Origin of the sequence: Thiocystis violascens DSM 198 (assembly GCF_000227745.2) — a bacterium.
GTDB lineage: Bacteria > Pseudomonadota > Gammaproteobacteria > Chromatiales > Chromatiaceae > Chromatium > Chromatium violascens.
Map to the genome: position 1 here is coordinate 3,065,281 of NC_018012.1, position 15,882 is coordinate 3,081,162.

The window sequence follows — 15,882 nt, forward strand, 5'->3', positions numbered from 1 at the left end:
GAATCATGTCCTGACGGACCAGCGACTCGTTCGTGATCGCATGGCATCGACGTCGCGTCGATCCTCAGGGCGATTGCCCTGGTTGCTCGGGTTTGCGAAGATGAAATATGTGGAGGGGCGTCTGGGCGACGGTGAAGCCTTCGTTATTGCGTATCCGTATTCGATGGCTACCGAAGGCGACGCCGGTCAATTTAATGGGGTTGCCGGCTTTGTCAGCGGAATCATCGCCTCATCGAGCAACACATCGATCTAGTGACCCTCAACGAGCGGCAGATCGAGGATGAACGCGATGGAGAGATCGCCGGTTTCCTGAATGAGGGTCTCGTTCGCGCTCGGTAAGACAATCGCAAACGCCGAATAAGGACCAGGAAACTGCGCGTCATCCGCATGGGATAGCCTAGCATCGGGAAATGTACATCGGCCAAAGTACATGCTTGCTGTTCGTGCGTCCTTGCACTGAGAGATCGAATGTCTCCGCCGAAGTCCTTTACAGGCTGTAATACATGTCGAATTCAACCGGATGCGTGGTCATGCGCAACCGGGTGACTTCAGCCATTTTCAAGGTGATGTAACTGTCGATCAAATCGTCGCTGAAGACGCCCCCGGCGGTCAGGAAGTCGCGATCCTGATCCAGCGCGTCCAGCGCCATATCCAGCGAATAGCAGACGGTCGGAATCGACTTCGCCTCCTCGGGCGGCAGGTCGTAGAGATCCTTGTCCATGGCATCGCCGGGATGGATCTTGTTCTGGATACCATCCAGACCGGCCAGCATCATGGCCGAGAATGCCAGGTAGGGGTTGCCGGTGGAGTCCGGGAAACGCACCTCGATGCGGCGGCCCTTGGGGCTGGCGCTGAACGGGATGCGAATGGAGGCGGAGCGGTTGCGCGCCGAGTAGGCCAGCATGACCGGGGCCTCGAATCCAGGGACCAGTCGCTTATAGGAATTGGTCGAGGCATTGGTCAGGGCATTCAGCGCGCGAGCGTGCTTGATGATGCCACCGATGTAATACAGCGCCGTGTCGGACAGACCGCCGTATTTGTCGCCGGCAAAGAGGTTCTGGCCGTCCTTGCTCAACGATTGATGAACGTGCATGCCGGTGCCATTGTCGCCGACGATCGGCTTAGGCATGAAGGTGGCCGTCTTGCCATAGGCATGCGCGACATTCTGGATCACGTACTTGGTGATCTGGTTCTTGTCGGCGCGGCGGACCAACGTATCGAAGCGGGTGCCGATCTCGCACTGTCCCGCAGTGGCGACCTCGTGATGATGGACCTCGACCGGAACGCCCATTTCCTCGAGCGTCAAGCACATGGCCGCGCGCAGATCGTTCAGCGAATCGACCGGCGGAACAGGGAAATAGCCGCCCTTGGTGCCGGGACGATGACCCATGTTGCCATCCGGGAAGACGCGCTCGGAGTTCCAGCCGGCCTCTTCCGAGTCGATCTTGTAGAAGCAACCGCTCATGTCGGCGCCCCAGCGGACGTCGTCCAGGATGAAGAACTCGGGCTCCGGGCCAAAGTAGGCGGTATCCGCCACGCCGGTTGACTTCAGGTAAGCCTCGGCGCGCTTTGCGACGGAGCGAGGATCGCGCTCATAGCCGGTCATGGTCTCGGGTTCGAGAATATCGCAGCGAATGATCAGGGTATTTTCGTCGGTGAAGGGGTCCATCACGGCGGTATCGGGCTCCGGCATCAGAACCATGTCGGATGCCTCGATGCCTTTCCACCCGGCGATCGACGAGCCATCGAACATCTTGCCGTCCCTGAACATGTCTTCGTCGATCACACTGGCTGGCATGGAGACGTGCTGCTCCTTCCCGCGGGTATCCGTGAAGCGAAGATCGACGAACTTCACTTCGTTGTCTTTGATCATCTTGATGACGTCTGTCATAGAATTGTCTCCGATGCTGTGTAATTGAAAATCGAGACCGGTTGATAACGATGTGCGGCGCTTGCGTGTTGTTGTAAATTCAGAAAAAACCGGCATCCGGCCCCGGAACCTGACAGGCGATGGACTGCCTTGCTCGATGCGAAAAAACCGCTCAAGCTGACGAAGAATAGGCGGCTTCTCGTCCAACCCAAATCAATCCGGCCATGAGCAGCATAATCCTGGGCTTCGACGAACGCATGCAATGATAGAGCCAGAAATGGGCAGGCTTTGCCCAAGGCGGATCCAGGATGCGTCTGGCTTTGCCAAGGCCGGCTTGCATCAATGATGGTCAGCGACGCTCGGCCAATCCCTCATGTTCAGCAGACCATTTCGAGTACGTCCAGACGCCCTCACTTGAAACGCACCGATCACACCCGTGGATCGTCACGCACTCAAATAGCGAGCCATGATGATATCACGCACTAATATAGTGCGCGCATCTATCCAAACTTCCCAGATGGGCGGCCACCACTGGGTGGCGCTCCGCCCGTGCGTCTGTAATGGTGTGCGTCGGCTCGACCACGGCGGAGATTTGTGGACGGACGGACGGATGGCTCGGCATCCACGTCGATGCCCTGGATGCGATCCCGCTATCTCCCAACCTCGCACTGGTCGCATTAGGTCTTATCGGTCTCGGCTTCGGACGCAGCCACAATCAACACTGCGGAGAATCGCTGGAATCACACCGTAGGAGCCCGCTTGCGGGCGACTGGCATCAAGATCTTTCGAGGGCTCGCCCGTCGCCCGCAAGCGGGCTCCTACGGTCAGGATACGGCAGCCGTTATCTCCTCGCGCCGTGCATCTCGGTGTCCCTATCCATTCCCCCGCCATGCACCTTCTCGCGCAACCGCTGAAACACCACATACAGCATCGGAATCAGAAAGATGCCAACCATTGAGGCGGCGAGCATACCGCCAAAGACGGCGGTGCCAACCCCGCGCTGACTGGCCTCCCCGGCCCCGCTGGCGATGATGAGCGGAACCAGCCCGAGGATGAAGGCGAAGCTGGTCATGAGCACGGCGCGAATCCGCATCCGCGCGGCATGGGTGGCGGCTTCCAGCAAGGGTTTGCCGCCCGCCCGCTCCTCCATCGCGAACTCGACGATCAAAATGGCGTTCTTGCTCGCCAGTCCGATCAGCACCACGATACCGACCTGGGCGTAAAGATCGTTAGGCAACCCGGCAATCCAGAGCGCGGACATCGCCCCCAGCACGCCGACGGTGACCGACAGCAGCACCGCCGCCGGCATCGACCAGCTTTCATAGAGTCCGACCAGGAACAGATAGGCGAAGAGCACCGCCAGACCGAGCACGATCGGCGTCTTGCCGCCGGCCTCTTTTTCCTGGAAGGCGGTGCCGGTCCACTCGAACCCATAGCCGCTCGGCAGGGTCGTGGCGGAGAGCCGTTCCATGGCGGTCAGCGCCTCGCCGGAGCTGCGCCCCGGAGCCGGTCCGCCCTGGATGGTGACGCTGCGGTAGTTGTTATAGCGCTGCAGGAGTTGCGGGCCGAGGATGAGTTTCGGGGTCATCACCGCCCGGATGGGCACCATTTCTCCCTGACTATTGCGGACATGGATGCGATAGACATCGTCGAACTGCTGCCGATCACCCTCCTCGCCCTGGATCTGTACCTGCCAAACCCGCCCGAATTTGTTGAAGTCGTTGACATAATAACCACCCAGCGTGGCCTGGAGCGCGGTAAAGATGTCATTGACCTGAACCCCCAGCGTCTGTGTCTTCTCGCGGTCGATATCGAGAAAAACCTGAGGGTTATTGGTCGCCCAAGTGGAAAAGACCCGCGAAAGCGCCGGATCCTGATTGGCGGCCAGCACCAAACCGCGCATGGCGGCGGCCAGCTCGACCGGCGTGCGGCCCTGGAGATCCTGAAGCTGGTACTCGAACCCGCCCCCGGTGCCGAGCCCGATGATCGGCGGCAGATTGAAGGGCATGACACGGGCGCTCGGGATGCTGGCGGTCTGGACAGCGACCCGGTCAATGACGGCGGTCGCCTTGAGGTTCGGCGTGGTCCGCTCCTCGAAGGGTTTGAGCCGAATCACCGCCAGTGCGCTGTTGGACTGCACCACGCCGTCGAGGATGCTGTAACCCGGCACCGTCAGCACATGGGCGACCGCCGGATCCTGGCCGATCAGCGTTTCGACCTGCTTGACGACCTCCAGGGTACGGTTGACCGAAGCACCCTCGGGCAACTGGATCTGCGCCATGAAGGCGCCCTGATCCTCCTCGGGCAGAAAGCCGGTCGGGGTGATCTTGAACAGCCAACCGGTGGCCAGTCCGACGCCCGCCACCAGCACCAACACGAGCAGCGAGAAGCGCACCAGACGCGCGACGATCGCGGCATAACCATCGCGAACCTGGTCGATCCCGCGCATGAGATACCGCATGGGTCCGCGTTTGTGATGGGTCGGCTTGAGCAGGATGGCGCACAGCGCCGGCGACAGGGTGAGGGCGTTGATCGCCGAGATCAGCATCGAGAAGGCGACCACGGCGGCGAACTGCTGGAACAACTGCCCGGTGATGCCGGGAATGAAGGCGACTGGCAGGAAGACCGACAGCAGCACCAGGGTGATGGCGATGATGGGGCCGGTGATCTGGCCCATCGCCTTCTTGGCCGCCTCGCGCGGCGCCAGGCCGTCTTCCTCCATGATGCGTTCGACGTTCTCGACCACCACGATGGCGTCATCGACCACGATCCCGATGGCGAGCACCACGGCCAGCAGCGAGATGGTATTGGCCGAGAAACCGATCATCAGCAGAAAGGCGAAGGTGCCGATCAGGGCGACTGGCACGGCGATCAGCGGGATCAGGGTCGCGCGCCAACTGCCGAGAAAGACGAACACCACCAGGATCACCAGCGCGAACGCCTCGAACAGGGTGTGGATCACCTTTTCCAGACTCGCCTTGACGAAATCCGTGGTGTCGTAGACGACCGCGTAGTCCAGATCGTCGGGGAAGCGTTCGGCGAGTTTATCCATCGCCGCCTGGATGCCATCCGCCACCGCCACCGCATTGGCGCCGGGGGCCAGATAGATCGCCATCGCCGCCGTTTCGCTGCCATCCAGCCGGCTCATCCGGTCGGACTGCTTGGCGCCCAGTTCCACCCGCCCGAGATCCTTGACCAGGACGTTGGAACCGTCCGGATTGGCGCGCACCACGATGTTCTCGAACTCGCCTGCGTCGCTCAGCCGACCCTGGGTCTGGAGGGTGATCTGAAACTGTTGGTCCGGGGTCATGGGCTGCGCGCCGATGCGACCCACCGCCGCCTGAACGTTCTGACTCTGGATCGCCGAGATCACGTCGGACGGGGTGAGACTGAGCGCGGTCAGCCGGTCCGAATCCAGCCAGATGCGCATGCTGTAGTCGAGCGGCCCGAACTGCGAGACCTCGCCCACGCCCGGCACCCGCGCCAGGGTGTCGATGACGTTGATGGTCGCGTAATTGCTCAGGAACAGCGCGTCATAGGCGTGTTTTGGCGAGTAGATCGCCACCACCTGGAGCATGGCGGTGGATTTTTTCTTGACCGTCAGCCCCTGACGCTTGACCTCTTCCGGAAGCTGGGCGGTGGCGAGATTCGCCCGATTCTGCACATTGACCGTATTGATGTCGGGATCGGTGCCGAGCGCGAAGGTCACGTTCAGCGAATAACTGCCGTCGTTGCCGCTGGTCGACTTCATGTAGAGCATGTTGTCGACGCCGTTGACCTGGGACTCGATCGGCTGGGCGACGGTGGATTCCACCACCGACGCGCTAGCGCCGGGATAGGACGCGGTCACCGAGACCTGCGGCGGGACGATGTCCGGAAACTGCGCCATCGGAATCTGGGTGATCGCGATCAGCCCGGCGAGCGTGATGACGACCGAGATGACGATCGACAGTCGCGGTCGGTCGATGAAGGTATCGGAGATCATGGCGCCGCGCCCTCGTTCGGCGCCTGCGCCGGCGCGGCCTTGACCACCTGGCCAGGACGCACCTTCTGGATGCCCTCGGCGATGACTAACTCGCCCTCCTCAAGTCCCTTGGTCACGGCGATGTTCGCCCCCTTGACCGGACCGGTCTCGACGCGGCGCACCTGCGCCTTGCTCTCGCCATCGACGATCAGAACATAGACGCCCTGCTGGTCGATCTGCATCGCCGACTGAGGGATCAGGATCGCCGACTTGGGCTCGCCGCTTTCGAGCACCAGACCCACGTACTGACCGTCAACCAGCAAGCCGTCGGGATTGGGCAACGCGGCGCGCAGGATCACCGAGTCGGTCCCCGCGTCGGTGGTGACATCGACGAAATCCAGGCGTCCCGGATGCTCGTACAGCGTCTTGTCGGGCAGACGGACCTTCACCACGACGTTCTTGCTGTCCATACCCCGCTCCTTGACATCGCGTCGCGCCTGGAGCAGTTCACGTTGCGTCAGGGGAAATTGAACATACATCGGATCGCGGCTGACGATGGTCGCCAGCACCCCGGAGGAGGGACTGACCAGATTGCCGATGGTGTATTGCGCCAGACCGATCCGTCCGGCAACCGGGGCCGTGATCCGGGTATAGCTCAGATCCAGTTGGGCCGCCGTGAGCGCGGCCTTGGCCTGGGCGATGCTCGCCTTGGCGACGGAGGCCGCCGCCTGCAATTCGTCGACCTTGGCCTGGGCGATATTCTTCTGCGTCAGCAGTTCCTGGCCGCGCTTGAGCTGGGCCTCGGCGTTCTGCGCGTCGGCCTGGGCCTTCGTCACGTCCGCCTGACGCTGCTCCACGACGGCCTCGTATTGTTCCGGCTCGATCAGGAAGAGGACATCGCCCACCGCGACCGGATCGCCCTCGGTAAACCGGCGCTCCTTCAGAAACCCCTCCACCCGCGCGCGCAGCTCGACCCGGTTCACCGCCACCACCCGGCCGACGAAGCGCGCCTCGTCCTCGATGGCCTGCGACTTGGCCGCGACCGCGACCACCGCCGGGGGCGGCATCTGCGGGGTGGCGGCCGGCTCGGGCTTCCCGCAACCGAGGAACGTCAGCGCGATCCCGGCCACCAGAAAGCGCACGGGCCAGCCGCCGCGAGAACCTGCGTCCGGGACGGACCGCCGCGCCTGGAAAGCCGAATCGGGGGAATGAGTTGGCATCGTTAAACCGCTCCAGAATGAGAGAAATCCAGGCACGCCAGACCGGCGCGAGAAAGACGTGCGAAGCTAACGCGAGACCCTGATGAACGCAAGCTGCCTCTGTCTCGCGCAGCCATTCTCAGAGCGGTCGGATGTAATAACGCAATGCCACACCTTGGACATTAAGCCGATCGTTTTCCGCCAGTCGAACGGCGTCGTGGATCGCCAGTCCGTTTACCATGACGCGACCACGTTTTGCGGGCACCAGATAGTGGCCATCGAGGCGGCGCTCGATCTTGGCCGCCAAGGCAGGGGAAAACCAGCCACCGCAGCGGATATCGCTGTCGCGCGCACGTCCGAGGGTGAAGGTCGAGGTGTCCAGGACAAGCCGATCGGCCGCGCCCTCGCGTATGAGATACACGACATTAGACTTTTGCTGTTTCATCTGATCGAGCAACCTGACGATCTCGTCTTTATTGACCATCATGGTCGCATCCTTCTGGATCTTGCCGGCTTCATGCGCCTCCAGCCCCTCTTCCTCCCCTGGCAGTTTCGCGAGAGCCATATAGACCAGTTTATAAGGATGGATCTGGATTTCGTCCCAGAAAGCGAGGGTTTGCCGCTCTATCCGTTGACCTTTGATAAAGACGCCATTGGCGCTGCGGTTGTCAACCAGCACGAAGGCGTTGCCTTCCTTCTCGATCACAGCATGGTATTTGGAGATACTCGGGTTTTGCAAAACAATGTCGTTATCGCTCGCACGGCCAATGGTCAGTCGGTCCGTCAGCAATGGCCACTGCTTTTGAAGGTGCGTGCCGGAATACAGTCGAAGAAAGGGCATGGGTCGCAACTCCTTTTTAGAGACTGGGGTTATCGAACGGGCTGGACGCGTACTCGTCTACCTGATTTCCAGGGTGTCCTGTGAGATGCTATCAGTTCGGGTCAAGCCGTCACACCCGCTCCGCGAGAGCAGTCAATCCGCGTCGGCGATCAAGTCGCCCACCCGTTATCGCCTCGACGACAACGGTTCGTTATCCTGGACGTCATTCCAGTTTATCCCCCATCAATCGCCGCACGACGACATAAAAGACCGGGACGAACAGCACCCCGAGCAGGGTGGCGCCGACCATCCCGCCCATGACGCCGGTGCCGATGGCGTGACGGCTGTTGGCGCCCGCGCCGGTGGAGATGACCAGCGGGGTGACGCCCAGGATGAAGGCAATGGAGGTCATGAGAATGGGCCGGAAACGCAGCCGGCAGGCTTCCAGGGTGGATTCCAGCAGACTGTGCCCGGACTGGCGCAGGGTGTTGGCGAACTCGATGATCAGAATGGCGTTCTTGGCCGAAAGACCGATCACGGCGATGAGACCGACATTGAAATAGACATCGTTCTCCAGCCCGCGCAACCAAGTGAAGCTAAGAGCGCCTAGCATGCCCAGCGGGACCACCAGCATCACCGCCGCAGGGATCGACCAGCTCTCGTAGAGCGCGGCGAGCGCCAGAAAGACCACCAGCAGCGAGAGCGCGAACAGGATCGGCGCCTGTTGTCCGGAAATGATCTCCTGGAGCGAGGCGCCCGACCATTCGTAGCCGATGCCTGACGGCAGATCGTTCTCGACGATCGACGCCATCGCGGCCATGGCCTGACCGGAACTGTGTCCGGGGGCCGCGCCGCCGTTGATCTGGATCGCGCCATAGCCGTTGTAGTGGTCGATGGCCGGCGGGGCGGTGCCCCAGGTGGGCGTGACCACGCTGCTCAGCGGGACCATGTCGTCGAGCCCGCCCTGACTGCTCGGGATGTAATAGCGCTCCAGGTCTTCCGGACGGCTGCGATAGGCGGCGTCCGCCTGCAACAGCACCTTGAGCACGCGCCCCTGATAGTTGAAATCATTGGCATAGACCGGCGCCAGCATGAGCTGGATGGCGCTGTAGATGTCACCCAGGTCGAGCCCCATCGACTGCGCCTGAAGACGGTCCACCGTGAGCTGTACCTCTGGCGCGTCTTCCAGTTGATTGGGTCGCACCCCTGCCAGGACCGGATTCTGACCCGCCGCCCCGAGCAGCGCATTGCGTGCCTGCATCAAGGAATCATGCCCGAGACCGGCGCGGTCCTCCAACCGGAAGTCGAAACCGCCGAAGCGCCCCAGCCCCCGGATCGTCGGCATGTTGACGACGAAGATGCGCGCGCCCTGGATGGATTGCAGCATGCCATTGGCCGCCGGAATGAACGCCTTGATCTGCTCGGCCGGATCGGTGCGCGCGTCCCAGGGCTTCAGCCGGATGAACCCCAGTCCCACGTTTTCGCCCTGACCCACGAAGCTGAACCCGGCCACGTGCAGCACCCGATCCACTGCCGGATGCCGCTTGAGGATCGATTCCATCTCCTTCAGGACCGCCGCGGTGCGCTGCATGTTGGCGCCAGGCGGAAGCTGGATGATGGCGAAGGCGTAGCCCTGATCCTCTTCCGGCAGGAAGCTGGTCGGCAGTTTGACGTAGAGATACCCGGCAACGATCACCAGCGCGATGAAGGCGACCATCCAGCGAGGGGCGTGGCGGATCGCACCGCCGACCCGCGCCAGATAGGCGCGGGCGACCCAGCCGTAGCCGCTGTTGAAGCCACGCAGGAACCAATTTGGCTTTTTGTCGTGGACCGGGCGCAGCAGGGTGGCGCAGAGCGCCGGGGTGAAACTCAGTGCCATGAGCGCGGAAATGCCCATGGAGATGGCGATGGTCAGCGAGAACTGACGATAGATGACGCCCACGCTGCCACCGACCAGTGCCATCGGGATGAAGACCGCCGCTAGCACCAGGGTCATGGCGATGACCGCGCCGGTGATCTGATCCATCGCCTTGCGTGCCGCCTCTTTCGGTGACAAACCTTCCTCGGTCATCAGCCGCTCGACGTTCTCGACCACCACGATGGCGTCGTCCACCACCAGACCGATGGCGAGCACCAGCCCGAACAGGCTCAGCACATTGATCGAGAATCCCGCCAGATACATGCCGGCGAAGGCGCCGGTGATGGCGACCGGCACCACCAGGGTCGGGATCAGGGTCGCGCGCAGATTCTGCAGAAACAGCAGCATGACCAGGAACACCAGCACCACCGCCTCGGCCAGAGTCTTGATCACTTCCTGAATCGAGATCCGCACGAACTGCGTGCTGTCGTAAGGGGTGACCCAGCCCACGCCATCGGGCAGATAGCGGACCAGCTCGTCCATTTTGACGCGCACCGCCTCGGCCACGTCCAGCGCATTGGCTTCCGGGGCGAGCTGAATGGCGAAGCCGGCGACCGCGTCCCCGGCCAGATGCACCTCGCGCCCGAAGGACTCGCCCCCCAGACCGATGCGCGCGACATCCTTGAGCTGCACATGGCTGCCGTCGGCATTGGCGCGCAGGATGATGTCGCCGAATTCCCCGGCGCTGGTGAATCGGCTGGCGGCGCTGACCGAGGCGGTAAAGCCCTGTCCGGGCAGGGCCGGCTCGGCGCCGATGGAGCCGGCGGCCACCTGGATGTTCTGGGCGCGCACCGCGTTCAGCGCCTGGGCGGCGCTCAGTCCGTAGCCGCGCAGCTTGTCGGCATCGAGCCAGATGCGCATGGCATAGCCCGAACCGAACTGGGTCGCCCCGCCCACCCCCGCCAAACGCCGGATCGGATCCAGAATCTGGGCGGCGATGAGGTTATCCAGCGCATTGCTGTCGATGGCCGGATCGGTGGATTTGAGCGCGACCACCATCAGGAAGTCGTTATTGGCCTTGGCCACGGTGATGCCGTTGCGCACGACCTCCTCGGGCAGGCGCGACTCGGCCACGCTCAGACGATTCTGGACCTGGACCTGGGCGATGTCCGGATCGGTGCCGCTCTCGAAGGTCAGGGTGATCTGCGCCGTGCCGTTGGCGCGCGAGGTGGAATCGAAATAGAGCAGGTTATCGACGCCGGTGAGTTGCTGCTCGATGACCGAGGTGACGGTCTTCTCGACCACTTCCGCACTGGCGCCGGGGTAGGAGGTGCTGATGCTGACCTGCGGCGGGGCGATCGGCGGGTAGGCCGACACCGGCAGCTTGAAGATGGCGACGGTGCCGCCCAGGGTGATGAGGATCGCGATGACCCAGGCGAAGATTGGGCGGTCGATGAAAAAGCGTGGCATGGTGGCGGATCCTCAGCCTTTGGCGCCGGCGGGGCCGGGCGGCGAGCCGGAGGGTGTTTTGGCCGGGGTTTCCACTGGCGCCAGCTTAGCGATCGCGCCCGGTTTGACCTTCTGCAGGCCCGCGACAATGACCTGGTCGCCGTCGGCCAGATCGCCGGTCATGATCCAGTCGGTGCGGGTCATGCCGTGGGTCTCGACCCGGCGCAGCGCCACCTTGCCATCGGCCTCCAGAACCATCACCGAAGCGCCCTTGGCATCGCGAGATAGCGCGGCGTGCGGCAGCAGGAAAGCGTGTTCCAGTTGTCCCGTGGTCAGACGGAGCGTGACGAACATCCCTGGCAGCAGGACGCGGTGCGGGTTGGGCACGGTGGCGCGCAGCGAGACGGCGCCGGTGCCGGGATCGACCGCCAGATCGGAGAAATCCACCGCCCCGGTTTCGGGATACGCCGTCCCGCCGGGCAGCAGAACTTCGACTTTCGCCTTGGCGGCGGGTGTTTTAGTGCCTTGGGCGCCGGCCGCCTCGCGCTGCAATTCGGTGAGTTCCTGAACCGACTGGCTGAAATTGACATAGATCGGATCGATCTGTTCCACCGTCGTCAAGAGCGTGGCTTCGCCCTGACCGACCAGCGCGCCCTCGGTCACCAGTGCGCGCCCGGCGCGTCCGGCGATGGGCGCGCGCACGGTGGCGTAACTCAGATCGAGCCGGGCGCTTTCCACATTGGCGCGCGCTTGCTGAACCGCCGCCGCCGTGGTGCGTTCGGCCGCTTGGGCGGTATCGACATCCTGTTGCGAGATGGTTTTTTTCTCGCGCAATTCCGTATAGCGCTGCGCCGTTAGGGCGGCGTTGACGGCGTCCGCCTCGGCCTTGGCGAGGGCCGCTTCCTCGGCGTTGAGCTTGGCCTTCAACTGGGCCGGGTCGATTTGGAACAGAATCTGGCCCTGCTTGACATCGGTGCCTTCGGTATAGGTCCGATCAAGGACGATGCCCGCCACCCGCGCCCGTACCTGCGCGGTGCGGGTCGCCGCCAGCCGGCCAACCAGTTCGCGGGTCAGCGGTGCCGATTGGGCGTGGGCTATGACCACCGAAACCTCGGGCGTGGGCATCTGGGCGCCTGGACCCGCAGCCGGACCCGATGGCTTATCGCAGCCAACCAGCAGAGTGGCGCACGCCGCGAGCGCCGCCAGACGGAATAACATCGACCTCATTATGAACACTCCAGACTCGCAATCGCCGTGGGGCGGATAGTATGCCGCAAATTAGTGGACGCCATCGTTCATTATTATAGGCGGAGTCGAGTCCGTGAGGGAATGTCGTCCCCTTGTGCCGAGCGGCGGTCCCAGGGGCGGCTTGCTCTGGGGGGCGAGCATTCCGATCCCGATCAGGCGTCAAAACAGCGATGCGCTCAATTCATTGATCGCCGAGAGCATGTCCGGATCGTCCGTCAGCGCCTGGGCGATGGCGCTGCGGCAGGAGACCACCGGATCGACACCGCCGACGATCAGCTTGGCGGCATGCACCAGCAACCGGGTCGAGGCGCCTTCGTCCAGTCCCTGTCCTTTCAGGTTGCGCGTCATGTGCGCGAACTTGACCAACTGACGCGCCCGCGCGGCATCGATCCCGGACTCTTTTTCGATGATCGTCTGCTCCAGCACCGCGCCGGGATAGTCGAATTCCAGCGCCACGAAACGTTGCCGGGTCGACTGCTTGAGATCCTTCAGCACGCTCTGGTAGCCAGGGTTATAGGAAATCGCCAGACAGAACTCGGACGGCGCCTCCAGCAGTTCGCCGACCTTCTCCATCGGTAGCACCCGCCGGTCGTCAGCCAGCGGATGGATCACCACCGTGGTGTCCTTGCGCGCTTCGACCACCTCGTCCAGATAGCAGATTCCGCCCGCGCGCACCGCGCGGGCCAGCGGTCCATCCACCCAGACGGTCTCGCCGCCGCGCACCAGAAAGCGCCCGACCAGATCCGAGGAGGTCAGGTCGTCGTGACAGGAGACGGTGATCAGCGGACGCTTCAGGCGCCAGGCCATGTGCTCCATGAAACGGGTCTTGCCGCAGCCGGTCGGTCCCTTCAGCAGGATCGGCAGGCCGTGGCGATAGGCCGCCTCGAACACCGCGATCTCGTCGCCGACCGGCGCGTAGTAGGGTTCGTCCTCGATAAAATATTCCTCGGGCTTGAGGACGCGTAGCTCATGCTGCACCGGCGGTCTCCGGGTGTGGTTTGATGAATGATCTAAGAGGGTGTAGACAAAATCAAACCGTTGTGGTCAACCGCCGCAGCAGGATGCGCGCCTCCGCCAGCCAAACCCAGGTTTCGGAGACCGCTGGCAGACGGTCATGATGCATGATCAATCGACGGGCACGCTCATTCCACGCATGGGTGCGCTCGACAACCCAGCGCTTCGGCAGCGGAACGAAGCCGTCGGCGTTGGCGATCACCACTCGGTCAGGCGCCCCGTCCACGTGCCAGGAGCCAACGCTTTTGTTGGCTGGATGGCGCACGACTTCCACGCGGATCGCGTGGGTCTGCTCGGTGGTTTGGGCAAATTGACCGGCGTAGGCGCTATCGACAAACAGCGTGTTGATCTGGGGGTACTTGGCGGCCGCGTCAGCGACGGCGCCCGAGGCGGCATCGCGGTCCTGAAGATTGGCCGCGACCACGCTCACCGCCAACACGAACCCCAAGGTATCGACCACCAGGCTGCGCTTGCGCCCCTTGACCTGCTTGCCCGCATCAAAGCCGCTCGGTCCACCCTGCGGCGAGCCGCGGGTCGATTGCGCATCCAGCACCGCCGCCGTCGGCGCGATCTCACGCCCCTCGCGTTCGCGCCATTGCCCCCGCAGTCGATCATGCATCTGCTCAAACTTCCCAGCCGCACTCCAACGGCGAAACGTCTTGTAGACATTCTGCCAAGGCGCGAAATCGTGCGGCAGCATCCGCCACGCGCACCCCGTGCGCACCACGTAGCAACACGCCTCCAGGATGCTCCGGCGCGACACGCGGGGCGGTTGACCCCGCCCGCCCGGCATCTCAAAGAGAGCGGCGACCAAGTCCCACTCCGCATCGGTCAGACAACTTGGGTAGCTTTGGTCGGGGTCGTGGCGACGATGCGCATCCGTATACCCATACCGACGCGGCGTTGCGCGCGCTTGCGCCTCGAGACCACTCTCGCCCCGGAGGCGCGTGACGCCCGCCTCCCGCAAGGACTTGCGAATCGTTGCTTCATGAGCCTCGATTCCCGTCCGTGCCGCGAGTTCCCGGGCAATCTCTGACAGCGTGGAGGTCGGGCGATCCGTGACAATTTGACGCAATACCGCTTGCTCCGCCTCGTGAATCTTGGGGGGACGACCAGCTTTCGACATCAGCGCACACCAGCTCAGTTGTAGACTGGTATACAAATAGCAGCTCAATTATTTTTGTCTACACCCTCTAAGGAACTGTCCATTAACTGTTTCCCGATTTGAACTGTACTCTGTGCGTGGGGATCTGGAATCCGTTCGTGGTGAGTCCTGAGCCCGTCGAAGGGTCGAACCATGAACGGATTCAAGGTCAACCTTGGAGTGCGATTTTCCGTTCATCCTTCGACAAGCTCAGGACGAACGGAAAATCGGGAAATCGTATGTGGACAGTTACTAAGAAATGGGGGTCTCCGCGCGGCGGCGCAAGACGGAGCCCACTGGGAGCACCTCACTGCCATGAAGTTAAGCCGTTCGTGGTGAGGCCCTCGAACCATGAACGGCTTAACTTCATGGCAGTGTGGGAGCGCCTATGGGCGCCGACATGTTGTCGGCATCTGGGGTAGTCGACATTTTGTCGACTACCTTCGACTCAGTTCAGGGCAAGCCGCTCCTTGTGCCGAGCGAAACCGCAGGATCGCTCCAAGGAGCGGCGGATTTTCTTTGCGTCCCTGGTGCCTTTGCGGTTCAAATGCGCTGTGTCCGTTTATCCATCCAGACAGGTATCGCGATGAGCAAGATCCACTTCGTCGGTGGCGAAAAAGGGGGCGTCGGCAAGTCCGTTCTGGCGCGGCTGCTGGCCCAATACCATATCGATCATGGGCTCCCCTTCGCGGCGTTCGACACCGATCGCTCCCACGGCGCCCTGCTGCGTTTCTACGCCGATTACAGTCGGCCCATGGTCCTGGACGATTTCGAGAGCACGGATCAGCTCATGGAGGCGGCCCTGGAGACCGACCGGGATATCCTGGTCGATCTGGCGGCGCAGACCTCGCTGCCGCTGCATCGCTGGATCGATCAGAACGATTTTCTGTCGCTGGCGAACGAGGAACAGGTCCAGGTCGTCTTCTGGCATGTGCTTGACGATGGCGCCGATGCCATCGCCCTGCTCGATAATCTATTCGACCGCTATGGTCATGCCGTTGCCTATGTCGTGGTCAAAAATTACGGGCGCGGCAAGAATTTCTCCGCTTACGAGGCATCGCGGGCGCGGGAGACGGCCCAGGCGATGGGCGTCGCGGCGGTCGATCTGCCGGATCTGAACGCCGCCACCATGCGCAAGATCGATCACGGGAGCGCCAGTCTGTGGGCGGCCGCGCACACCAAGGAAACGGGTCTTGGCCTGATGGACCGCCAACGGGTCAAGGTCTGGAAAAACCGGGTCTATAAGCAGTTCGATCAGGTCGCGGAGGGGCTGTTTACGCCTGCTCCTGCCACGGAAGCGCTCGACGGATGTTGAT

10 protein-coding genes are annotated in these 15,882 nt (G+C 62.7%); 2 read left to right on the forward strand and 8 right to left on the reverse strand.

From position 1 onward, the window contains the following. The first annotated feature begins 100 nt into the window (after window positions 1–100). Complete coding sequence (locus THIVI_RS13595; protein WP_157174450.1) at window positions 101–253, forward strand: hypothetical protein; 153 nt, start codon at window positions 101–103, stop codon at window positions 251–253. 234 nt (window positions 254–487) lie between these two features. On the opposite strand, the gene glnA is transcribed toward THIVI_RS13595, so the two are convergent. The 8 genes from glnA to THIVI_RS13635 all read right to left on the reverse strand — a co-directional run bounded on the left by glnA (window position 488) and on the right by THIVI_RS13635 (window position 14,548). After that, on the reverse strand, window positions 488–1,891 hold the full coding sequence (glnA, locus tag THIVI_RS13600; RefSeq protein WP_014779149.1) for a glutamate--ammonia ligase: 1,404 nt from the start codon (window positions 1,889–1,891) through the stop codon (window positions 488–490). A gap of 820 nt (window positions 1,892–2,711) precedes the next feature. After that, on the reverse strand, window positions 2,712–5,855 hold the full coding sequence (locus THIVI_RS13605; protein ID WP_014779150.1) for an efflux RND transporter permease subunit: 3,144 nt from the start codon (window positions 5,853–5,855) through the stop codon (window positions 2,712–2,714). Further along, the gene (locus tag THIVI_RS13610; RefSeq protein WP_014779151.1) at window positions 5,852–7,054 is read right to left on the reverse strand and encodes an efflux RND transporter periplasmic adaptor subunit; all 1,203 of its coding nucleotides are present in this window, start codon (window positions 7,052–7,054) and stop codon (window positions 5,852–5,854) included. Before THIVI_RS13610 ends, THIVI_RS13605 begins: the two co-directional genes overlap by 4 nt. Before the next feature lie 118 nt (window positions 7,055–7,172). Next, window positions 7,173–7,874, reverse strand: coding sequence for an FHA domain-containing protein (locus THIVI_RS22855; protein ID WP_014779152.1), 702 nt, complete (start codon window positions 7,872–7,874; stop codon window positions 7,173–7,175). A gap of 202 nt (window positions 7,875–8,076) precedes the next feature. Beyond that, window positions 8,077–11,181 (reverse strand): multidrug efflux RND transporter permease subunit, encoded by a 3,105-nt coding sequence (locus tag THIVI_RS13620; protein ID WP_014779153.1) that lies wholly within the window; start codon window positions 11,179–11,181, stop codon window positions 8,077–8,079. A 12-nt stretch (window positions 11,182–11,193) separates the two neighbouring features. Next, entirely contained in the window at window positions 11,194–12,387 is a 1,194-nt protein-coding gene (locus tag THIVI_RS13625) for an efflux RND transporter periplasmic adaptor subunit (RefSeq protein ID WP_014779154.1), read from the reverse strand. Between the two features lie 180 nt (window positions 12,388–12,567). Next, on the reverse strand, window positions 12,568–13,386 hold the full coding sequence (locus THIVI_RS13630) for a CbbQ/NirQ/NorQ/GpvN family protein (RefSeq protein ID WP_014779155.1): 819 nt from the start codon (window positions 13,384–13,386) through the stop codon (window positions 12,568–12,570). A gap of 52 nt (window positions 13,387–13,438) precedes the next feature. Next, window positions 13,439–14,548 carry an IS5 family transposase gene (locus THIVI_RS13635; protein ID WP_041447215.1) on the reverse strand — a complete coding sequence of 370 codons (1,110 nt, stop codon included), beginning with the start codon at window positions 14,546–14,548 and terminating at the stop codon, window positions 13,439–13,441. 604 nt (window positions 14,549–15,152) lie between these two features. On the opposite strand from THIVI_RS13635, the gene THIVI_RS13640 reads away from it, so the two are divergent. Continuing rightward, the gene (locus THIVI_RS13640; protein ID WP_041447000.1) at window positions 15,153–15,881 is read left to right on the forward strand and encodes a P-loop NTPase family protein; all 729 of its coding nucleotides are present in this window, start codon (window positions 15,153–15,155) and stop codon (window positions 15,879–15,881) included. Window position 15,882: the final 1 nt, after the last annotated feature.